The organism is Pseudomonas wayambapalatensis (genome assembly GCF_049942315.1).
Classification (GTDB): Bacteria; Pseudomonadota; Gammaproteobacteria; order Pseudomonadales; family Pseudomonadaceae; genus Aquipseudomonas; species Aquipseudomonas wayambapalatensis.
The window spans coordinates 50717-69363 of sequence record NZ_JBNFMU010000175.1; the positions used below are offsets into that span (position 1 = coordinate 50717).

20 protein-coding genes and 1 pseudogene are annotated in these 18647 nt (G+C 65.1%); 13 read left to right on the forward strand and 8 right to left on the reverse strand.

Features of this window, described 5'->3' with window-relative positions; translation table 11 throughout:
* Positions 1-211 precede the first annotated feature (211 nt).
* The 3 genes and pseudogenes from ACPZMI_RS12170 to ACPZMI_RS12180 all read left to right on the forward strand — a co-directional run.
* Positions 212-2629, forward strand: coding sequence for a glucose/quinate/shikimate family membrane-bound PQQ-dependent dehydrogenase (locus ACPZMI_RS12170; RefSeq protein ID WP_426352303.1), 2418 nt, complete (start codon positions 212-214; stop codon positions 2627-2629).
* A 78-nt stretch (positions 2630-2707) separates the two neighbouring features.
* Positions 2708-3958, forward strand: a complete 1251-nt coding sequence (locus ACPZMI_RS12175) for a carbohydrate porin (RefSeq protein WP_426352304.1) — start codon at positions 2708-2710, stop codon at positions 3956-3958.
* A pseudogene (locus ACPZMI_RS12180) lies at positions 3939-4028 on the forward strand (lysine transporter LysE); the annotation flags it as partial. The gene ACPZMI_RS12175 and the pseudogene ACPZMI_RS12180, both read left to right, overlap by 20 nt.
* Positions 4029-4031: 3 nt before the next feature.
* Here the strand turns inward: ACPZMI_RS12180 and ACPZMI_RS12185 are convergent.
* Genes ACPZMI_RS12185 through ACPZMI_RS12195 form a run of 3 tightly spaced genes read right to left on the reverse strand, consistent with a single transcriptional unit; the run spans position 4032 to position 5756 of the window.
* Positions 4032-4433, reverse strand: coding sequence for a hypothetical protein (locus ACPZMI_RS12185; protein WP_426352305.1), 402 nt, complete (start codon positions 4431-4433; stop codon positions 4032-4034).
* Between the two features lie 52 nt (positions 4434-4485).
* Entirely contained in the window at positions 4486-5238 is a 753-nt protein-coding gene (locus ACPZMI_RS12190) for an anti-sigma factor family protein (RefSeq protein WP_186719159.1), read from the reverse strand.
* A complete protein-coding gene (locus tag ACPZMI_RS12195) occupies positions 5235-5756 on the reverse strand; it encodes a sigma-70 family RNA polymerase sigma factor (RefSeq protein ID WP_186665152.1) in 522 nt (173 codons plus the stop codon). The genes ACPZMI_RS12190 and ACPZMI_RS12195 overlap by 4 nt, the downstream gene beginning before the upstream one ends.
* Positions 5757-5886: 130 nt before the next feature.
* Between ACPZMI_RS12195 and ACPZMI_RS12200 the strand changes: the two genes are divergently transcribed.
* The 5 genes from ACPZMI_RS12200 (at position 5887) to ACPZMI_RS12220 (ending at position 9659) form a co-directional block, all read left to right on the forward strand.
* The gene (locus ACPZMI_RS12200) at positions 5887-6933 is read left to right on the forward strand and encodes a catalase family peroxidase (protein ID WP_186665153.1); all 1047 of its coding nucleotides are present in this window, start codon (positions 5887-5889) and stop codon (positions 6931-6933) included.
* On the forward strand, positions 6930-7463 hold the full coding sequence (locus ACPZMI_RS12205) for a cytochrome b (RefSeq protein WP_186665155.1): 534 nt from the start codon (positions 6930-6932) through the stop codon (positions 7461-7463). The genes ACPZMI_RS12200 and ACPZMI_RS12205 overlap by 4 nt, the downstream gene beginning before the upstream one ends.
* Before the next feature lie 56 nt (positions 7464-7519).
* A complete protein-coding gene (locus tag ACPZMI_RS12210) occupies positions 7520-8731 on the forward strand; it encodes an MFS transporter (RefSeq protein WP_426352306.1) in 1212 nt (403 codons plus the stop codon).
* 88 nt (positions 8732-8819) lie between these two features.
* Positions 8820-9365, forward strand: a complete 546-nt coding sequence (locus ACPZMI_RS12215; RefSeq protein ID WP_063545119.1) for a cupin domain-containing protein — start codon at positions 8820-8822, stop codon at positions 9363-9365.
* A gap of 6 nt (positions 9366-9371) precedes the next feature.
* Positions 9372-9659, forward strand: coding sequence for a DUF7693 family protein (locus tag ACPZMI_RS12220; protein ID WP_186719152.1), 288 nt, complete (start codon positions 9372-9374; stop codon positions 9657-9659).
* On the opposite strand, the gene ACPZMI_RS12225 is transcribed toward ACPZMI_RS12220, so the two are convergent.
* Both ACPZMI_RS12225 and ACPZMI_RS12230 read right to left on the reverse strand, forming a co-directional pair.
* Positions 9651-10241 carry a 2-hydroxychromene-2-carboxylate isomerase gene (locus ACPZMI_RS12225; RefSeq protein WP_186708504.1) on the reverse strand — a complete coding sequence of 197 codons (591 nt, stop codon included), beginning with the start codon at positions 10239-10241 and terminating at the stop codon, positions 9651-9653. The two genes, ACPZMI_RS12220 and ACPZMI_RS12225, sit on opposite strands and share 9 nt — an antisense overlap.
* A 40-nt stretch (positions 10242-10281) precedes the next feature.
* Positions 10282-11013 carry an SDR family oxidoreductase gene (locus ACPZMI_RS12230; protein WP_186708503.1) on the reverse strand — a complete coding sequence of 244 codons (732 nt, stop codon included), beginning with the start codon at positions 11011-11013 and terminating at the stop codon, positions 10282-10284.
* An 87-nt stretch (positions 11014-11100) separates the two neighbouring features.
* Between ACPZMI_RS12230 and ACPZMI_RS12235 the strand changes: the two genes are divergently transcribed.
* Positions 11101-11661 carry a TetR/AcrR family transcriptional regulator gene (locus tag ACPZMI_RS12235; RefSeq protein ID WP_426352307.1) on the forward strand — a complete coding sequence of 187 codons (561 nt, stop codon included), beginning with the start codon at positions 11101-11103 and terminating at the stop codon, positions 11659-11661.
* 37 nt (positions 11662-11698) lie between these two features.
* On the opposite strand, the gene nfsB is transcribed toward ACPZMI_RS12235, so the two are convergent.
* A complete protein-coding gene (gene nfsB / locus ACPZMI_RS12240) occupies positions 11699-12349 on the reverse strand; it encodes an oxygen-insensitive NAD(P)H nitroreductase (RefSeq protein ID WP_186665163.1) in 651 nt (216 codons plus the stop codon).
* Positions 12350-12451: 102 nt separating this feature from the next.
* Here nfsB and ACPZMI_RS12245 point away from each other — a divergent pair, with 102 nt between their 5' ends.
* Positions 12452-13348, forward strand: coding sequence for a LysR family transcriptional regulator (locus ACPZMI_RS12245; RefSeq protein ID WP_426352308.1), 897 nt, complete (start codon positions 12452-12454; stop codon positions 13346-13348).
* Here ACPZMI_RS12245 and ACPZMI_RS12250 read toward each other — a convergent pair.
* Positions 13345-14238 (reverse strand): hypothetical protein, encoded by an 894-nt coding sequence (locus tag ACPZMI_RS12250; protein WP_426352309.1) that lies wholly within the window; start codon positions 14236-14238, stop codon positions 13345-13347. The genes ACPZMI_RS12245 and ACPZMI_RS12250 overlap by 4 nt on opposite strands.
* A gap of 108 nt (positions 14239-14346) precedes the next feature.
* On the opposite strand from ACPZMI_RS12250, the gene ACPZMI_RS12255 reads away from it, so the two are divergent.
* Both ACPZMI_RS12255 and ACPZMI_RS12260 read left to right on the forward strand, forming a co-directional pair.
* Positions 14347-15177 carry an AraC family transcriptional regulator gene (locus ACPZMI_RS12255; protein WP_186665166.1) on the forward strand — a complete coding sequence of 277 codons (831 nt, stop codon included), beginning with the start codon at positions 14347-14349 and terminating at the stop codon, positions 15175-15177.
* A gap of 48 nt (positions 15178-15225) precedes the next feature.
* Positions 15226-15810 (forward strand): LysE family translocator, encoded by a 585-nt coding sequence (locus tag ACPZMI_RS12260; protein WP_426352310.1) that lies wholly within the window; start codon positions 15226-15228, stop codon positions 15808-15810.
* A 3-nt stretch (positions 15811-15813) separates the two neighbouring features.
* On the opposite strand, the gene ACPZMI_RS12265 is transcribed toward ACPZMI_RS12260, so the two are convergent.
* On the reverse strand, positions 15814-17025 hold the full coding sequence (locus ACPZMI_RS12265; RefSeq protein ID WP_426352311.1) for a sugar transporter: 1212 nt from the start codon (positions 17023-17025) through the stop codon (positions 15814-15816).
* Positions 17026-17220: 195 nt separating this feature from the next.
* On the opposite strand from ACPZMI_RS12265, the gene ACPZMI_RS12270 reads away from it, so the two are divergent.
* Positions 17221-18513, forward strand: coding sequence for a hypothetical protein (locus tag ACPZMI_RS12270; protein WP_426352312.1), 1293 nt, complete (start codon positions 17221-17223; stop codon positions 18511-18513).
* Positions 18514-18647 lie beyond the last annotated feature (134 nt).

Consider the following 18647-nt stretch of genomic DNA (forward strand, 5'->3'; position numbering starts at 1 on the left):
TACCGCTGACTTGCGAATACGACCTTGGTCGAATGCGCAAGCAATGCCAATTGCCTGAATTTATCTGCATATAACCGCCATATTCACGACAAATCCCGGAAAAAAGCTTGTAAACACCTGCGACAATCCGTCACCCAATAAAATGTACCAACTTGTTAATTAGCTTGCTAAGGGCTTAGACTTCGCGCATTCCACCTGCGAGATCCCTGGCATGAACGACACACCCCGCGCCTCTGGCGCCTCCACATTCCTTCTGGTCGGGCTGGGCGTCATCATCGCCCTGCTCGGCATGCTCCTGGCCGCGGGCGGCGTCAAGCTGGCCGGCCTGGGCGGCTCCTGGTACTTCCTGATCGGCGGCCTGGTGATGACCATTGCCGGCCTGCTCATCGCCCGTCGCAAGCCGGCCGGCGCCTGGCTCTACGCCGTGTTTCTGCTCGGCACCTTCATCTGGGCACTGGCCGATGCGGGCTTGGTATTCTGGCCGCTGTTCTCGCGGCTGTTCATGTTCGGCGCCATTGGCCTGGTGGTCGCGCTGGTCTATCCACTGTTGGTGCGTGCCAATGGCGGCAGTGCCGGTCGTCGCGCCTATGCCCTGGCTGCAGCACTGGCAGTGGTGCTGGCCATTGCCGCAGGCAACATGTTCGTCGCTCACCCCAGCGTCGCACCGACCGGCAATGGTCCGGGCCTGACCGCCGTGGAACCGGGCAAGGCGCAGAAGGACTGGGCGCACTACGGCAACACCGAAGGCGGCAGCCGTTTCGCCGCGCTGGATCAGATCAACCGCGCCAACGTCGACAAGCTCAAGGTGGCCTGGACCTACCACACCGGTGATGTCGCGATCAGCGACGGCAACGGCGCCGAAGACCAGCTCACCCCGCTGCAGGTCGGCGACAAGGTGTTCATCTGCACCCCGCACAACAACCTGATCGCCCTGGATGCCGACACCGGCAAGGAACTCTGGAAAAACGCCATCAACGCGCAGTCCAAGGTCTGGCAGCGCTGCCGTGGCCTGGCCTACTTCGATGCCACCGCGCCGATCGTCCAGCCAACCCAACCGCACAGTTCGCCGATCACCGTTGCCACGCTGCCGGCGGGTGCCAACTGCCAGCGTCGCCTGCTGACCAACACCATCGACGGCCGCCTGATCGCGGTGGATGCCGACACCGGCGCCTTCTGCGAAGGCTTCGGCAACAACGGCCAGGTCGACCTCAAGGCCGGCCTTGGCGATGTCCCGGATTCCTACTACCAGCTCTCCTCCGCGCCGCTGATGGCGGGTACCACCGTGGTGGTCGGTGGGCGGGTCGCCGACAACGTCCAGACCGACATGCCCGGCGGTGTACTGCGCGGCTTCGACGTGATCACCGGGCAGATGCGCTGGGCCTTCGACCCAGGCAATCCGCAGGACCGCAACGCCCCTGCCGACGGCAGCACCTACGTGCGCAGCACCCCCAACAGCTGGGCACCGATGTCGTACGATCCGGCGATGAACACGGTATTCCTGCCGATGGGTTCCTCCTCCACCGACATCTATGGCGTGGAGCGCAGCAAGCTCGACCACACCTATGGCGCCTCAGTGCTGGCGCTGGATGCCACCACCGGCAACCAGAAGTGGGTCTACCAGACCGTGCACAACGACCTCTGGGACTTCGACCTGCCGATGCAGCCCAGCCTGATCGACTTCACCAAGGACGACGGCAGTACCGTGCCGGCCGTCGTGATCGGCACCAAGGCCGGGCAGATCTACGTGCTCGACCGCGCCACCGGCACACCGCTGACCCAGGTCGATGAAGTCCCGGTCAAGCCGAGCAACATCCCTAACGAGCCCTATTCCCCGACCCAACCCAAGTCTGTCGGCATGCCGCAGATCGGCGCGCAGACCCTGACCGAGTCGGACATGTGGGGCGCCACCCCGTACGATCAACTGCTGTGCCGCATCGACTTCAAGAAGATGCGCTACGACGGCCTGTACACCGCACCGGGAACCGATCTGTCGCTGAGCTTCCCAGGCTCGCTGGGCGGCATGAACTGGGGCAGCCTTTCGACTGATCCGGTGCACGGCTTCATTTTCGTCAATGACATGCGCCTGGGCCTGTGGATCCAGATGATCCCTTCGCAGAACAGTGGCCAGGCAGCCTCCGGTGGCGAGGCGCTGAACACTGGCATGGGTGCCGTGCCCCTCAAGGGCACACCTTACGCGGTGAACAAGAACCGCTTCCTGTCGGTGGCCGGCATCCCCTGCCAGGCGCCGCCGTTCGGCACCCTCACCGCGATCGACATGAAGACCCGACAGATCGCCTGGCAGGTGCCGGTCGGCACCGTCGAGGACACAGGCCCCCTGGGTATCCGCATGCACCTGCCGATCAAGATCGGCCTGCCAACGCTGGGCGGCACCCTGTCCACCCAAGGCGGCCTGGTGTTCATCGCCGGCACCCAGGATTTCTACCTGCGTGCCTACGACAGCAGCAACGGCAACGAGATCTGGAAGGCGCGCCTGCCGGTTGGCAGCCAGGGCGGGCCGATGACCTACGTATCGCCCAAGACCGGCAAGCAGTACGTGGTGATCACCGCCGGTGGCGCGCGACAGTCGACTGACCGTGGCGACTATGTGATTTCGTACGCCTTGCCATAGACCGCGTTGCCCCCTTCGCGTGCAAGTCGCTGCGGCCTGCACGCGAAGGGGCCCTCACAGACCATCCGAGACCCTGCAATGTCCCCCGCTTTTCGCTTGACCCCTCTTGTCTTCGCCCTGACCAGCACCGCTTCGCTCGCCGCCGACAACACCCTGACCGGTGACTGGGGCGGCCTGCGCGAGCAACTGGAAGAAGACGGCATCCACATCACCGGCGACTACAGCGGCGAAACCGCCTACAACGCCCACGGCGGCCTGCACCGCTCGGCGCGCTACTCGCAGAACCTCAAGTTCGGCGTGCAGTTCGACCTGTCGAAACTGTATGGCCTGGACAACGGCGGCAAGGTCCAGTTGACGGTCAACGACCGCCGTGGCAACAGCGCCTCCGAAGACCTGGTCGGCAACCGTCTGCCGATCCAGGAGAACTACGGCGGTCTCTATACCCGCCTCACCGAACTGAGCTACGAGCGCAGCCTGTTCACCCCGGCCTTGAATCTCAAGCTCGGCTACATGGCCATGGGCAACGACCTCGGCGGCCTGGACAGCGGCATCCTGTGCAATTTCATGAATGCCGGTTTCTGCGGCCATCCGCTGAACATGTCCGGTGGCAGCGGCTGGACCAACTACCCCAACGCGCACCTCGGCGCCCGGGTCAAATACGATCTCTCGCCCTCCTGGCAACTGCGCGTGGCGGCCTTCAACGTCGATCCGCAAAGCAACGGCAACTCCAGCCGCGCCTGGCACCTGGGGCCCAAGCACAGCACAGGCACCGTGGTGCCAGTCGAGCTGGTGTACAAGCACCTGGGCGAACTGCCGGGCGAGTACAAGCTGGGCTATTACTACGACAGCTCCAACGTCAAACGTATCGGCAGCGACCAGGACGTGGCCGGACGCAGCGGCCACTACCTGCTGGTCGACCAGGCGCTGTGGAACGACCCAGCCTCCGCGGGTCGTAGCCTGCATGCGTTCGGCCAATATTCGGCGTCGAGCAAGGCCGCCTCGCCCTTCACCCGCTGGTATGGCGCAGGCGTGGTGTTGTACAAGCCCTTCGAAGGACGCCCGCGCGACACCCTGGCTTTAGGCTATGGACGGGCGGTGCCGAACCCGCGCAGCCGTCAATTGCTGGAAGCGACCGCGTTCGATGCCGGGCGCGACTTCCCCAACCTGGACAGCGCCGAGCAGTTGATCGAACTCAGCTATGGCTACCAGGCCACCGCATGGCTGAACCTGCGTCCGGATGTGCAGTACATCATCGAACCTGGCGCCTTCTCCGGGGAAGCCATCGACAACGCACTGGTCGTAGGGCTGCAGGTCAAGGCGACGTTCTGACAGGCTAGACTCGCTCCTGGCCGGTGCCTGCCTGGTCGGGTTTGGCATCAAGCTGGCGGCGATGCGCTGAGACTCAGGCGCCGCCGAGCAGGTCATGGGCATCGAGCAGCCGGAAGGCCACTTCCGGATTGCGCTCCAGGCCCTTGCGAATGGCAGCCGGGATCGACTGGCGGGTCTTGCGGCACAGGCCTGGCTGGTCGTCCAGCTCGATGACGAAGCCGCGCATGGTACGTACCTCGTTGTCGCCTGGTGCGATATGCACGCCAATGCCCAATTGCTCAAAGAGGCGTGACTGCAGGTGCTGCAGGTCTTCCAGGCTCTTGAGGTTTTCCAGACGTTCGAGCAGGCGTTTTTCCTCCTGGCGGGTCAGCAGGAGGATACGTTGGGCCTGGGGTGGGTGCGCGTGCAACTGCTCGCGCCCGCAATCACAGGCGCCGGGAGGGCAAGGTTGGCGCAAGGCAGGTGTGCTGGACATGGGCCAAGCATAGCGCTTTCAAATGAATGTTCGCCTCCCCTGGCCATCGGCGCTAGAGACTGACCCCCAGGACCTTGCGCACCTGCTCGCTACGGGTATCATCCGCCGCGCTGACCAGGGCGAAATTGTAGTCGCCATGGGACCAGTAGCGCGCCTCGAGCTGCCCATCGACCCGCTGCCCGCTGGGCATCTGCTCGTAACGCCCGCCTGGCGAGCGCATGAACAGGCTGATGCGCTCGCCTTTTGCGTCCTGGAACACCAGCAATGCCGCCGGGCCGTCCTCGTTGGCCAGCAGACGTGCGCCCACCGGCTGGAAGCCGTATCCGCTGAGGTCCGGCACCTGGCCGACCCGGTTGAAATGCCGCCCCAGCCACGACTGCAACTGTGCCGGGTCATCGGCCTGGACATCGAGGGCCTTGGCATCGGCGAACAGCTTGTGTGCCTGCACCGCGTCGGCCATCGGCATATCGCCCGCCAGCATCGTCGATTCACGTGCCTGCCAGCCCCCAAGCCCGCCAACCCCCAACGCCAGCAACAGGACTGCAGCCGACGCGAAGCGCTGCTGGCGGCGTTGACGCACACGCCGACGCAGATGGGCCAGTTCCAGTTGCGGATTGTGTGGCATGTCGTTGAAACCGGCGAGCGCCGCACGCAGGCGCCGGGCATCGCTGCGCCAGGCCTCGATCCGTGCGGCCTGCTCCGGATTGGCCGCCAGCCAGGCCTCGACCTCGGCCCGGCGCACCGGCTCCAGGCGCTCGTCGACGTAGGCATGCAGCTCTTGCTCGGTGGGAATCAGGCGAGTCATTTCAGTCTCCGCAAGGCCGGGGACGATGGCTTGCCCTCGGTCAGTTCACGCAACGCGGCACGGGCGCGCGACAAGCGCGACATGACTGTGCCGATCGGAATATCCAGGGCCTGAGCGACCTCCTTGTAGCTCAAGCCCTCGACGCTGACCAGCAGCAACAGCGCGCGCTGCTCGCTGGGCAGGCGGGCGAAGGCCTGCAGGTCGGCCTGGGCCAGCACGATACTCTCGGTCTCGTAGCCCAGCGGCTCCTCGGCCTGCCCGCCGCGACCGAACCAGTTCAACCAGCGCGAGTGCAGGCGATCGCGGCGCTTGCCGTCGAGAAACAGCCGGTAGAGGATGGTGAACAACCAGGCACGCCGGTTCTGTTCCTCTCGCTGCTGGGCGCTGCGGGTGAGCGCACGCTCCACGGTGGCCTGGACCAGGTCGTCGGCACTGCCGCTTTCGCGGGTCAGCCACAAGGCGAAGCGCCGCAGGCTCTGCAGCAGTTCGCGCCATTGTTGTTCATCCAGGTCATGCATGGTCAGGTTCCGGCCCCATGGGCTGTCAGTGTAATGGGCAGACGGGGCGCGAAGAAATCTATTCCCGCCTGGGGAATAAATTTTTCGCTGCCACGTCATACCGACTCATTCACTGACCCGGAACGTCATCATGAACACACCCCTGCAAGGCCCTGCCAAGGCCCTGCGCCTGGCCGCCATAGGCGCCACGGTCGTGGCGCTGGGTGCAGGCTTCGCCTATGCCGCCGGCTGGATCGGCACCCCTGCCCTGACGCCGCAGCGCATCATCGACACCTTCGAAGCCCAGGCCGGCCACCATCCCGGCTATCGCAAGAACCACGCCAAGGGCCTGTGCGTCAGCGGCTACTTCGAAAGCAGCGGCCAGGCGCAGGCGCTGTCGAGTGCGCGGGTATTCAGCCAGGCACGGGTGCCGGTGATCGGCCGCTTCGCCATCGGCGGTGCCAACCCCTACAGCCCCGACGCCGGCGTACCGACCCGCAGCCTGGCGATCCAGCTGAGCACCGACGACGGCCAGGTCTGGCGTACCGGCATGAACAATCCGCCAGTATTGGCGGTGAGCACTGCGCAAGGCTTCTACGATCTGGTCCTGGCCAGCGGCCCGAGCCCGAGCACCGGCAAGCCGGACCCGGCCAAGCTGCAGGCCTTCTTCGCCGCCCACCCGGAAAGCGCAGCCTTCCGCCAGTGGGCCGCCAGCGCCAAGCCCAGCGACAGCTTCGCCAACACGGACTACAACAGCATCAACGCCTTTCGCCTGATCGATGCCAGCGGCAAGGCGCAAGCCGTGCGCTGGCGCATGGTCGCGCAAACACCCTTTGCCGCCCTGCCCGCCCAGGTCGAGGACAACCTGTACCTGCAACACGATCTGCAACAACGCCTGAGCCAGGCGCCGCTGCGCTGGACACTGCGCCTGACCCTCGCCGAACCCGGTGACGCCATCGACGACCCGGCCAGCCAATGGCCCGACTCGCGCCGCAGCATCGATGCCGGCACCCTGGTGATCGACCACGTCGATGCACCTGAACAAGGCGCCTGCCGCGACCTCAACTTCGACCCGCTGATTCTGCCCAGCGGCATCGAAGCCTCCGCCGACCCGATCCTCGCCGCGCGTTCGGCCGCCTATTCGGAATCGTTCAATCGCCGCAGCCGCGAAAGTCTCGGCGCAGGAGCCCGCCCATGAAACCGTCCGCCTTCCACCCGCTGGCCCGCCTGGTGCACTGGCTCATGGCGATCCTGATCCTGGCAATGCTGTTCATTGGCGTGAGCATGGTCGGCGACCTGTCGCCACGTCACCCCTGGTTGGTGGAACTGCACAAGGCCACGGGCCTGGCGCTGCTGGCACTGGTGGTACTGCGCATCATCCTGCGCCTGGTGCTGCCGCATCCGCCACTGCCCGCCGACCTGCCACCGCTGCAGCGCTTCGCAGCCGGCGCCTCGCACCTGGCACTGTACGGGTTGATGCTGGCCATGCCGTTGCTCGGCTGGGCGATGCTCTCGGCAGGCGGCTACCCACGGCCCTTGCAACTGCCGGCGATCATGCCTCACGACCTGCAGTTGTATGCCGTGCTGCGCCAGGCGCACGGCTGGGCGGGCTACCTGCTGTTCGTCACCATCCTGGCCCACCTCGGCGCAGCGCTGTTCCATGCACTGGTGCGCCGTGACGGCGTATTGCGTAGCATGTGGCCAGGGCCCCTGCGCCGCAGCGACTGAAAAACGCCTGCAGGCGGAACGGGGCCGATACCTTTCCGCCTGCCATGGATGTTTCAATGACCACCGCGAAGGACGCTGCTTCTCCCACCCCGCTTCACTCCCCCACCCTCGATCTACGCCCGCTGTTGCTGGTGAACATGGCCTGCACCATGTCGATGATGGCGTTCGTCGCCTTGATCGGCCCCATCGCCCGCCTGCTGGGCATGGCCACCTGGCAGGCCGGGGCCGCCGTGACCGTGGCGGGCGTGGTCTGGGTCATTCTTGCGCGCCCCTGGGGCCGCGCAGCCGACCGTCTGGGCCGGCGACGCATCCTGCTGATGGGCAGTGCCGGATTCACCGTCGCTTACTGGCTGCTGTGCCTGTTCATCGATGGCGCCCTGCGCTGGCTGCCGGGCGCAACCCTGGCTTTCCTCGGCTTGATGCTGACCCGCGGCCTGATCGGCGCCTTCTATGCCGCGCTGCCGGTGGGCGGCAATGCGCTGATCGCCGATCATGTCGAGCCCGAACGCCGCGCCCGCGCCATGGCCCTGCTGGGCGCGGCCAATGCCGTGGGGCTCGTGCTCGGTCCGGCCCTGGCCGCATTGCTGGCGCGCCATAGCCTGAGCGCACCCTTCTTCATCATGTCGCTGCTGCCGGCCACGGCATTTCTCGTACTGCTGTTCAAGCTCAAGCCGCAGCCGTTGCCCCACAACTATGCGCCGAGCGCCGTACGCCTGGGCGATCCGCGCCTGCGTCGACCGTTGATCGTGGCCTTCAGCGCCATGCTCAGCGTGACCGTGTCGCAGATCACCGTGGGCTTTTTCGCCCTCGACCGTCTGCAACTGAACAGTGCCGATGCCGCCCAGGCCGCAGGCATCGCCCTGACCGCCGTGGGCGTGGCGCTGATTGGCTCGCAGATTCTGCTGCGCCAGTTGGAGTGGCCACCGCTGAAGATGATCCGCGTGGGCGCCAGCATCAGCGCGCTGGGCTTTGCCGCCGGGGCCTTCGCCACCACTGCTCCGGCATTGTGGGCGTGCTTCTTCGTCGCCGCCGCCGGCATGGGCTTCGTCTTCCCTGCCTTCTCGGCGCTGGCCGCCAATGCCATGCAAGCCAGCGAGCAAGGCGCCACTGCGGGCTCGATCAGCGCGGCACAGGGCATGGGCGCGGTAGTCGGCCCCCTCGCCGGGACCCTGGTCTACGCCCTCGATCCGCGCTTGCCGTTCCTGGCCGTGGCCGTGCTGTTGCTCCTGGTCGGGCTGTGGCCTGCGCCCGCCGCCCAGCGCACCTGACAAGCACAGCGCGTTGCCGGTCAGAGTGTGTTTTAATGCGCTGCCCATTATTTTTGACACCTCTGATCACTCACTACTCAAGGCGGCTATGGACACTGGGACACGACTCAAACTGGTGCGTGAACGCAACAACCTCTCCCAGCGGGAACTGGCCCGCCGCAGCGGCCTGACCAACTCGACGATCTCGCAGATCGAGCAGAACCGCGTCAGTCCTTCGGTCAGTTCCCTGAAAAAACTCCTCGAAGGCATCCCCATGAGCCTCGCCGAGTTCTTCAGCTTCGATGAACCTGCACGCGAAGAGCGCTACGTGTTCCGCGGCAGCGAGCAACCTGACCTGGGGCGCAACGGCCTGCGCATGTTGCTGGTCGGTGCCAGTGTCGAAGGCCGCCAGATGCGCATGCTGCGTGAGCTCTACGCGCCGGGCGCCGACTCGGGCGAGCCGATCGTGCATGCCGAAGGCGAGGAATGCGGGCTGGTCACCCGGGGTACGGTCGAGTTGTGGGTCGATGGCCAGGTCAGCGTGCTCAACTCTGGCGACGGCTACTACATCCCCACCACGCTACCGCACAGTTTCAAGAACATCGGCCCGGACGAAGCAGAAATCATCAGCGCCAACACCCCGGCGAACTTCTGATCGTTCATGCCCGCTCCCAACAGCCGCGAGATCTACCAGTGCCTGCGTGACGCCGCCCTCGGCGTCCAGGCGCTGGAAGTGCACGAGCGCCTGAGCGATGGTCGGGTCAGGGTACAGATCGGCCACTGGCAACTGATCCTGACCCTCGACGACGAAGGCCTCGCCCATTGCAGCGAATGCCGCGCCCCCGATGGCCGTGAGGCCGAGCGCGGCCACTGGCAACGCTATGGCACCGACCCGGTCGAGCTGCTCAGCATCTGGGAGCGCGAGCAGTTGGAACGGCTGTTAGGTTAATGCTTCTTCGATGAAGTCCAAGCGGTCCTGACCGAAGAACATCTCCCTACCGACAAAACAGATCGGCGCGCCGAACACGCCCCGCTCGACCGCCTCCTGAGTCACCTGCTTGAGCCGCTCCTTGACCTCGACGTCGGCCGCCAGGGCACGAAACGCCTCGGGGTCCATGCCTGCTTCGCGCAGCGTCGCATCGAGTACCTCGGGGTCCGACAGATTGCGCTGCTGCACCCACAGCCCATCGAACAAAACCTTGAGCAAAGGCTCGAGGCGCTCGGGCGAGCGCATCTGCGTGCCGAGTACGCCTCGCATCAGGTTCAGGGTATTGACCGGAAACCCCGTCGGCAGGCTGAACGGCACGCCATAACGGGCAGCGAAGCGTTTCAGGTCGCCGATCATGTAGCGCCCCTTGGCCGGTATCGTCGCCGGCGAGGCATTGCCGGTGGCCTGGAACACGCCGCCCAGCAGCATTGGCCGCAGCGCCAGGGTGGCGCTTCGGCGGGCGCACAGGGCGGGCAATTGGGTCCAGGCCAGGTAGCTGGCCGGACTACCCAGGTCAAAGTAGAACTCGACGCATTTGCTCATGCAGCACTCCTTGTGGCGGAAGGTGGTTGGGCACAGCGGATCACCAGCGTTCGATCCAGGGGCGCAAGTCCAGTTCGAAGGTCCAGGCGTCCCGGGGTTGGGTGTGCAGGTACCAGTAGCTGTCGGCGATATGCGCAGGGTCGAGGATGCCATCCTGGTCCTTCAGGGCGTAGCGCTCGGGGAAGGTGTCGCGAATGAACGCCGTGTCGATGGCGCCGTCGACCACCACGTGCGCCACGTGGATGTTTCGTGGCCCCAGCTCGCGCGCCATGCTCTGGGCCAGTGCGCGCAAGGCATGCTTGGCGCCAGCGAAGGCAGCGAAACCGGCGGCGCCGCGAGTGCCGGCAGTGGCGCCGGTGAAGATCAGGGTGCCGCGCTCGCGGGTGACCATGCGCCGCGCCACCGCCTGGGCAGTAAGAAAACCGGCGAAACAGGCCATTTCCCAGATCTTGAAGTATTTGCGCGGCGTTTCGTCGAGGATGCTGCAGGGCACGTTCGCACCGATGTTGAACACGAAGGCCTCGATCGGGGCGATATCACGCTCGATGGTTTCGACCAGCTCGGCCACCGCCTCTTCCTTGCGTGCATCGGAGCCAAAACCGTAGGCCTGGCCGCCGGCCGCACGGATCTCGTCCACCAGCGGTTGCAGCTTGTCAGCGTCGCGACGGGTCACACAGGCGATATAACCTTCGCGGGCAAAACGCTTGGCGATCTCGCCGCCGGTGGCATCGCCCGCCCCTATCACCAGGACCGCTTTTCGTTGTTCTGTCATCGGCACCTCATTAGTGAACGATCATTTAGTAAACGAACGCTATGCTATGATCGCTGCACCGTCAAGCCAGCATACCGAGGTTCGCGGATGCGCTATTCCACCGATCACAAGCAACAGACCCGCGAGAAACTGCTGGCCAGCAGTGGCGTCCTGGCCAAGCGCGGTGGTTTCGCCAGTACCGGGGTCGCTGAGTTGATGAAGGCTATCGGCCTCACCGGTGGCGCCTTCTACAATCACTTCCCGTCCAAGGATGACCTGTTCAGCGAGGTGGTACGCCGAGAGCTGTACAACAGCCCGCTCGCCCGCCTGGCCAGCCAGGGCGCCGACCGCGAGCGCCTGCGTCGTTGCCTGAAGCAGTACTTGAGCCTGGCCCACCTGCACAATCCCGAGGGTGGCTGCCCGCTGCCGCCACTGGGGGTCGAGATTGCCCGGGCCGAGCCACCGGTGCGTGAACAGGCCGAGCACTGGTTGCTCGAACTGCAGGCAGCCTGGAGTGAAACGCTTGGGGATGAGCGCAGGGCCTGGGCGCTGATCAGTCAGTGCGTCGGTGCCCTGGTGGTCGGGCGCATGCTGGCCAGCGAAGGGGTGCAGCAACAAGTGCTGGACGCCAGCCGCGACGTGGTCGAGCGGGCGCTGGAGGAAAATTGAAAACCGGGGCAGACCGTAATGGCCTGCCCCGCTTTTTTCAGAGGAAGGTAAACACCGTCTCGGCCGGCAGCCGCGACTTGTTCAGGCCGGCATTGAAGTCATCTTCGCTGCGATACCCAAGGCTCAGCAGCACGACGCTGGTAAAGCCACGCTCGCGCAGGCCCAGCTCAGCGTCCAGCGCCTTGCTGTCGAAGCCTTCGATCGGGGTCGCATCGAGCCCGAGGGCGGCAGCGCCGAGCAATGCGGTACCCAGGGCCAGGTAGGTCTGCTTTTCCATCCAGTGCTGCGTGTCCTTGAAGTCGTAGCGATGCAGGTTCACAAAGCTGCGTCGGGTCAGGTCCTGGCCGGCACGGGCCTGGTCATCGCGAAAACGGCCATCGGCGGCTTCCTGGTCCAGCACGGCGTTCAGGTGCGCCTCGGTCATTTCGGTGCGGGTCGCGAACACGATCACGTGCGAGGCATTGAGAATCTTGGGTGTGTTGTAGGCGAAGGCTTCGGTGCCCTTGGTCAGGCGTGCCTTGCCTTCGGCACTGCCGGCGACGATGAAGTGCCAAGGCTGCGAATTGACCGACGACGGGCTATGACGCAATTGCTCCAGCAGTGCATCGATGGTGGCTTGCTCAATCTTGCGGCTGGCATCGTAGGCCTTGGTGGTATAGCGGCGCTTGGCCAGGGTGACGGTATCCATCGGAACTGCTCCTGTCAGGGAAGGTGATGGCGCGTATCTTATCTTTCCTACAGGAAAGAAAAAGCAGCACAATGCAGCAACACTTTCACTCCAGGAGTGAAAATGCTGCGCCTTGACGATTTAAACCTGTTCATTCGCTCCAGCGCCTTGGGCAGCTTTACCGCCGCCGCCCTGGAAGCCGGCCTGCTACCGGGCCAGGTGGCAGCAGCGATCAAGCGCCTGGAGCGTGAGCTGGACGTGCGTCTGTTTGCCCGCACCACCCGTAGCCTGCGCCTGACCGCCGAGGGTGAGCTGTATTTGCCCACCGCCCACAGCGTGCTGGAGACCCTGCGTCAAGGGCGCGAAAGCCTGCATGGCGACCACAGTGAACTGCGCGGTGTACTACAGGTGTCGGCGCCTTCGGATGTCGGACGCAACCTGGTGCTGCCCTGGCTCACCGAGTTTCGCCGAGAACACTCGGGCTTGAGCCTACGCTTCTTCCTGTCCGACGAACTCGCCGACCTGTACCGCGACCCGGTGGACGTCGGCATCCGCTATGGCATCGACGACACCGCCAACTACATCTCGCTGCCACTGGCGCCGTGGAACCGCAGGGTGCTGGTCGCCGCCCCCGCCTACCTCGCCCGCCGCGGCCGCCCGCACACCCCGCAAGACCTGCAACAGCACGACTGCCTGCTGTACCTGCAGCAGTCGCGGGTGTTCGACCGCTGGCAACTGGGCGAGCAGACGGTGCAGGTCAGCGGGCCGCTGTTCTGCGACGACGCCGACGTGGTACGGCGCTGGGCACTGGCTGGCGAAGGCATCGCCTTCAAGTCATGGCTGGACGTGCGTGCCAATGTTGCCGTCGGCGAGCTCGAGGTGCTGATGCCGGACTTCCCCGGCGACCTGCGCCCTCTGACCCTGGTGTGCCCGCACCGCAAGCAGCTGTCGCCGGCGGTGGCGCGCTTGCACCAGTGGTTGCAGGGCAAGTTTGCGCAGTTGCAGCCCAACCCTGGTTAGTGCGCTTTGCAGGACTCGGCCTGTTCCTTGGCATCCTTGCCAAGCGTCAGTACGCCGCCATAGATGGCGCACAACCAGCCACCCCGGTCATGCACCTGCTGTCGAGCGGTGTCCACGACCGCGAACATCTTGCCCACGGTCACGGTGGGAATGACATAGGCGGGAATCAGCAACGCCAGCGTCAACGCCCAACGCACCTTCCAATTGTCGTTGGCGCTATGCTCGCGCATGACGAAATAACACTGGGCATCGTCAATGACGCGGCCCTGGGCGAGCACTTCCAGAACATGCTCGTCCTGGCTCGTGAAGGGCGTCGCACCAGCAGCCCCGCTCGCCGGTTTCCCGGCGCGCAAGCCCTCCAATGCCTTGCCAGCCTCGCCACGTAGCACCCTGGCACTGCCTTCACGCCTGATCAGGTCTTCAAAGGTCGGATACCGATACGCGCCGGGCGCGCACAGGTGATAAAGAATGGAAAACACCAGCAGGCTCAAACCGCTCAACCAATACATGAACAAGCTGAAGGGCATTTGCTGGATATATCCCGCCAGCTTGAACACTTCGACCGCCAGCGGTACGACGCTCAGGGCCACCGTCACCAGAAGCATGAGTTTGCTGGAGGCAATCAGCGAGAAGAATTTCCAGTCATGGGCAAACCCCACCGTAGACGCTCGCAAGGATATGCCAACGCACACCAGGGTGCATAAGCCGACGAACGCCAGGTAGGTGCCCAACAGCCAGTCGCCCGTGGCGCCCACGTACTGGACCAGGGGAACCAGTATCAAGATCGCTGCCACTTGGGCAACCATCGCAGTGACGATTATGACCAGTAGCGCCCGCAACCATTTTTTAGATATGTCTTTCATCAGAGCAACAGCTTCCTGCAAAAACACCCAGTATACCGGCTCAGTGCCACTACCCAGCCCATCCCGTGCACATTCGTTCTAAAATCCGCAGCGCTTTTGAGCTAAGGTGAAGACTCCCTTTCGCAGGCCCCGCCCATGTCCAACTGGATCGACCTCAAGCAAGACGCCGACACTGGCATCGAGTCGGTCCGCGCCCATTTCGTCGGCCACGCCTACGACCCGCACTGGCACGACAGCTTTCTGGTCGGGGTCACCGAACAGGGTGTGCAGCAGTTCAATTGCCGCCGGGTTCGGCACCAGAGCACACCGGGCCAGGTGTTCCTGCTGGAGCCAGGCGACCTTCACGATGGCGACGCCCCCACCCACGAAGGTTTCACCTATTCCACGCTGTACCTGGACTCGAAGTGGCTGGAAAACGAGCTGCATGCACTGTTCGAACAGGCCCCGACCGGCAGCCTGCCGGCCTTCGCCGACACCCTGTGTGCCGACCCGCAACTGGCGGGCACCACCTTGCGCGCCTTCCAGGCCATGCACGGCGGCGAAATGCGAATCGTGCGCCAGACCGCCATGGACGACCTGCTCGCCTGCCTGACCCGGCACCTGCACTGGCGCAAGCGCCTTGACCCCGATCCACGCCTGCCACTGTGCGCCCAGCGCGCGCGCGACTACCTGCACGCCCACATCGACCAGGACATCAGCTTGAACGAAGTGGCACAGGCCTGCGGCGTCGATCGCTTTCGCCTGACCCGCGCCTTCAAGGCCGCGTTCGGCCTGGCGCCGCACGCCTACCTGATTCAGTTGCGCCTGGCCCGCGCCCGGCGCCTGCTGGCTCGCGGCGACACACCCAGCGCAGTGGCCATGGCCTTGGGCTTTGCCGACCAGAGCCACCTGGGCCGGTGGTTCCGTCGTGCCTACCGGCTGACACCGGCCGACTACCGCCGACGCTGCTCAAAGCTTCCAGACTGAACCGCCCCCAAGCCTGACCATGGTGCTCCGAACCACAGGAGCCTCACCATGTCGTCATCGCTGTTGCCCTTCATCCTTTTTGCCCTGGTCGCCAGCATCAGCCCCGGGCCGACCAACCTGCTGATTCTCGCCCACGGTGCACACAACGGCCTGCGTGCCAGCCTGGCGCCAATCTTCGCGGCTTGCGCAGCGGCGGCAGTGATCGTCTGGGTGGTAGGCCTGGGGCTGGGAGAGGTGCTGCTGCGCCACCCGCTGGCGCAGCAGGTGATGAGCGGGCTGGGCGTGCTGTGGTTGAGCCGCCTGGCCTGGCAGTTGTTCCGCGCCGCTGGTGAGCCCATGCATGCCACGGCGCGGCAGCGCTTCGGGGTTGTCAGCGCGGCGTCGCTGCAACTGGTCAATCCCAAGGTCTGGCTGATGGCGGTGGCGGTGATCGGGGTGTTTGCCGCGCCAGGAGTGCCGGTGTGGCACTTGGCGCTGGTGTTTCTGATCGTCGCCCTGCCCTGCATGGGCGCCTGGGCGCTGCTGGGGATCGGCAGTGCCCGCTGGTTGCGCTCACCCCGGCACCTGCAGCGCTTCAACCAGCTGCTGGCACTGTTGCTGCTGGTGTCAGCGTGGTCGGCTTTGCTGGCGTGAAGCTCAAGGCGCCGGGGGTGTCGCCAGAGCATCGCGAAAGCGCTGGCTGCTGGCCAAGGCCAGGCCCAAGCCCAGCACCGCCACCGCGCCGCCGACCAGGCCAATATTGGCCACGCCGATCTGGCTGCTGACGATACTGCCCAGCAACGCCCCACCGCCGATACCGATGTTGTAGATCCCCGAGAACAGCGCCATGGCCACATCGGTGGCGTCGGACGCCAACTTGAGCGTCTTCGATTGCAGCGACAGGCTGAAGCTCAGGATCGCCACGCCCCAGAACATGCTCAACACGGCGAATGCGGCGAAGCTCCCCGACAGCGGCAACAGCAGCAACAGGCAAGCGGCCAGACAACCGATCGACCCAACCAGGAAACCATGCGGGAAGCGGTCGCTGTAGCGGCTGAACAGCACCGAACCGAGCACCCCCGCCCCGCCGAACAGCAACAGGATCAAGGTGGTGTGCTCGCCACTGATCTGCGCCACATGCAGGGCGAACGGTTCGATGTAGCTGTAGGCGGTGAACTGTGCGGTGATCACCAGCGTGACCAAAAGATAGGTGATGACCAGGGCGCGCCTGCGGAACAGAATCGGCAGGCTGCGCAACGAACCGGAGTTCTGGCTCGGCAGCAAGGGCAGCGACTTCATCAGGCACAGCATGGTCGCCAGCGCCACACCCGCGATGCTGAGGAAGGTGATGCGCCAACCCAGCGCCTCGCCCACCACCCGCCCGAGCGGGATGCCCAAAACCATCGCCAGGGTAGTTCCGGTGGCCAGCAACCCGAGCGCCTTGGCCTGCTTGCCGGCCGGCGCCACGCGCACCGCCAGCGACGCGGTGATCGCCCAGAACACCGCGTGCGACAAGGCGATGCCGATGCGGCTGACCAGCAACATGGCGAAACTCTGTGCCATCCACGACAGCAGATGGCTGACGACGAACACCAGGAACACGAACAACAGCAGGCGCCGCCGCTCGATGTTACGGGTCATCAGCATCATCGGCAGCGAAGCCAGCGCCACTACCCAGGCGTAGATGGTCAGCATGAGGCCCACCTGCGCGGTGGTCATGTCGAAGCTGCGACCGATGTCGCTGAGCAGTGCCACCGGCACGAACTCGGTGGTATTGAAGATGAAGGCCGCCAGTGCCAGCGCGATCACGCTCAGCCAGCTGCCGCCGCCTGCCGGTGCAGGAAGGGAATCAGGTAGGGGTCCATTCATCGAGGCCAATGCAATCTCCGCAGGCAAAGCGATAGGACGCGCCCCACGTGCCCAGGTTAAGGACGCGGATGCACGGTTTGTTATTGATAGGAATACTCGGCATGGTACGCGTCAAGGCCGGGCCTCACAACCGCGCGCACACGGAGTACCATGACGCACTGTAGCAACCTGCGGAACAAGGAGTTCGATCCGCTCATGGACAAGCAACACCCTCAGCAGCAGTGGCAACAGGCGATCACCGCCTACGCCGAGGCCGTCAACCGCCATGTTGCGCAAGGTCGCGCACCAGGGCACGACCCAGCACAAGCGCCCTGCCCACCGGCCATCGACCACCTGCTCGAGGCCTGGCAGCTCGCCCTGCACGCGATCAACAGGCCTGGCATCGACGAGCACCAGCGTCAGTTGTTTCGCGAAGCCTGGCCGCCCGCCCATGATCCCTTGCTGCCACTGCTCCAGAGCCATGGCCAAGGTATCGCCAATGTGCTGCTGCTCGATGACGGCCGCTTGCTGGCACGCATCGGCATGCCCCACGACAAGGGCCAGGTGGTGCAGATCGACCGCCACGGGGTGACCCCGATGATCAGCGTCGAGTATTTCGGTCGCTGCCCGCGACGACGCTACTTCGCCCTGGCCAATGCCGAGGGCGTACGCATCACCGACGGCTGGGGCGGCCCGCAGGTCGCCCGGCTGTCCTGGCCCCATGGTTTGGAAGGCCTGCCACCTGGCTACCCGTTCGATCCCTTCGACCTGCCACCCGCCCCAACCCAGCTTCTCCCCCTGCCGGATGGCCAACGGGTGCTGCTGGTCAGCCGCGAGGGCATCTTCCTGCTCGCACCTCAAGGTGCCACCCGCCTGCTGCGCCGCGAAGCAGATATCCTGGCGCAACTGGCCGACGGCACCGACCCTGACGACATCGCGCTCACCCTGACCCTGGCCCATGCGGCACTGTCGCCGGATGGCCGAAGGATCGTGCTGGGCGAGCAACGCGGCAACCACCAGCTACTCGACGAGCACCTGGAGCCGCTGGCCGAGATCGTCCCGGCGGGCGAGTATCCGCACTTTGCCCTGTTCAACCACCGCGGCGACCAGTTGCTGCTCAATGCCTGCCAGGGCGACGGCGGGGCCAGCCTTGGCGTAACGCTCGCCAATCTTGCAACCGACCCACAGATCTCGATGCTGCAGGAAGGCGTGCAGATTCATGCTGGCGTCGCACGCGAAGGTGAGTACATCGTCGGCGATGCCCAAGGCTATCTGCGCGGCTTCGGCGAAGACGGTGGTGCACATTGGCAGCATTACCTGGGGTCGGCCATCAGCGCCATGGACATCAGCGCCGATGGCAGCACCCTGGTCGCGGCCAGCCATGCCGGCTTCATCTCGCTGATCGCTTTGGACAGCAAACGACCTGCCTGGCAGATCGGCACCGGCGAACATGCCGAATTGCGCCGCTGGCTGTTCTGGAAAGGGTGGGAGAAGGCAATGGTCTGGTAGCCCCTGTACTGGCCGCAATCGGGGGGGGGGGGGGGGGGGTGGAAAAAGCAGAGAAGGGGGGGAAACAAAAGAGGCGGAATGGAAGGGGTACAATTCGGACCCACAACAGATACTCCAAACCACCCCTCCCCTCC

Excerpts from the sequence above, each read along its gene's own strand:
- ACPZMI_RS12255 (WP_186665166.1), top strand. The coding sequence starts at position 14,347 with ATGTCCAACTGGATCGACCTCAAGCAAGACGCCGACACTGGCATCGAG.
- ACPZMI_RS12235 (WP_426352307.1), top strand. The coding sequence starts at position 11,101 with ATGCGCTATTCCACCGATCACAAGCAACAGACCCGCGAGAAACTGCTG.
- nfsB (WP_186665163.1), bottom strand. The coding sequence starts at position 12,349 with ATGGATACCGTCACCCTGGCCAAGCGCCGCTATACCACCAAGGCCTAC.
- ACPZMI_RS12190 (WP_186719159.1), bottom strand. The coding sequence starts at position 5,238 with ATGACTCGCCTGATTCCCACCGAGCAAGAGCTGCATGCCTACGTCGAC.
- ACPZMI_RS12265 (WP_426352311.1), bottom strand. The coding sequence starts at position 17,025 with ATGAATGGACCCCTACCTGATTCCCTTCCTGCACCGGCAGGCGGCGGC.
- ACPZMI_RS12170 (WP_426352303.1), top strand. The coding sequence starts at position 212 with ATGAACGACACACCCCGCGCCTCTGGCGCCTCCACATTCCTTCTGGTC.
- ACPZMI_RS12200 (WP_186665153.1), top strand. The coding sequence starts at position 5,887 with ATGAACACACCCCTGCAAGGCCCTGCCAAGGCCCTGCGCCTGGCCGCC.
- ACPZMI_RS12245 (WP_426352308.1), top strand. The coding sequence starts at position 12,452 with ATGCTGCGCCTTGACGATTTAAACCTGTTCATTCGCTCCAGCGCCTTG.
- ACPZMI_RS12260 (WP_426352310.1), top strand. The coding sequence starts at position 15,226 with ATGTCGTCATCGCTGTTGCCCTTCATCCTTTTTGCCCTGGTCGCCAGC.
- ACPZMI_RS12215 (WP_063545119.1), top strand. The coding sequence starts at position 8,820 with ATGGACACTGGGACACGACTCAAACTGGTGCGTGAACGCAACAACCTC.
- ACPZMI_RS12230 (WP_186708503.1), bottom strand. The coding sequence starts at position 11,013 with ATGACAGAACAACGAAAAGCGGTCCTGGTGATAGGGGCGGGCGATGCC.
- ACPZMI_RS12270 (WP_426352312.1), top strand. The coding sequence starts at position 17,221 with ATGGACAAGCAACACCCTCAGCAGCAGTGGCAACAGGCGATCACCGCC.
- ACPZMI_RS12205 (WP_186665155.1), top strand. The coding sequence starts at position 6,930 with ATGAAACCGTCCGCCTTCCACCCGCTGGCCCGCCTGGTGCACTGGCTC.
- ACPZMI_RS12210 (WP_426352306.1), top strand. The coding sequence starts at position 7,520 with ATGACCACCGCGAAGGACGCTGCTTCTCCCACCCCGCTTCACTCCCCC.
- ACPZMI_RS12220 (WP_186719152.1), top strand. The coding sequence starts at position 9,372 with ATGCCCGCTCCCAACAGCCGCGAGATCTACCAGTGCCTGCGTGACGCC.
- ACPZMI_RS12195 (WP_186665152.1), bottom strand. The coding sequence starts at position 5,756 with ATGCATGACCTGGATGAACAACAATGGCGCGAACTGCTGCAGAGCCTG.
- ACPZMI_RS12185 (WP_426352305.1), bottom strand. The coding sequence starts at position 4,433 with ATGTCCAGCACACCTGCCTTGCGCCAACCTTGCCCTCCCGGCGCCTGT.
- ACPZMI_RS12175 (WP_426352304.1), top strand. The coding sequence starts at position 2,708 with ATGTCCCCCGCTTTTCGCTTGACCCCTCTTGTCTTCGCCCTGACCAGC.
- ACPZMI_RS12225 (WP_186708504.1), bottom strand. The coding sequence starts at position 10,241 with ATGAGCAAATGCGTCGAGTTCTACTTTGACCTGGGTAGTCCGGCCAGC.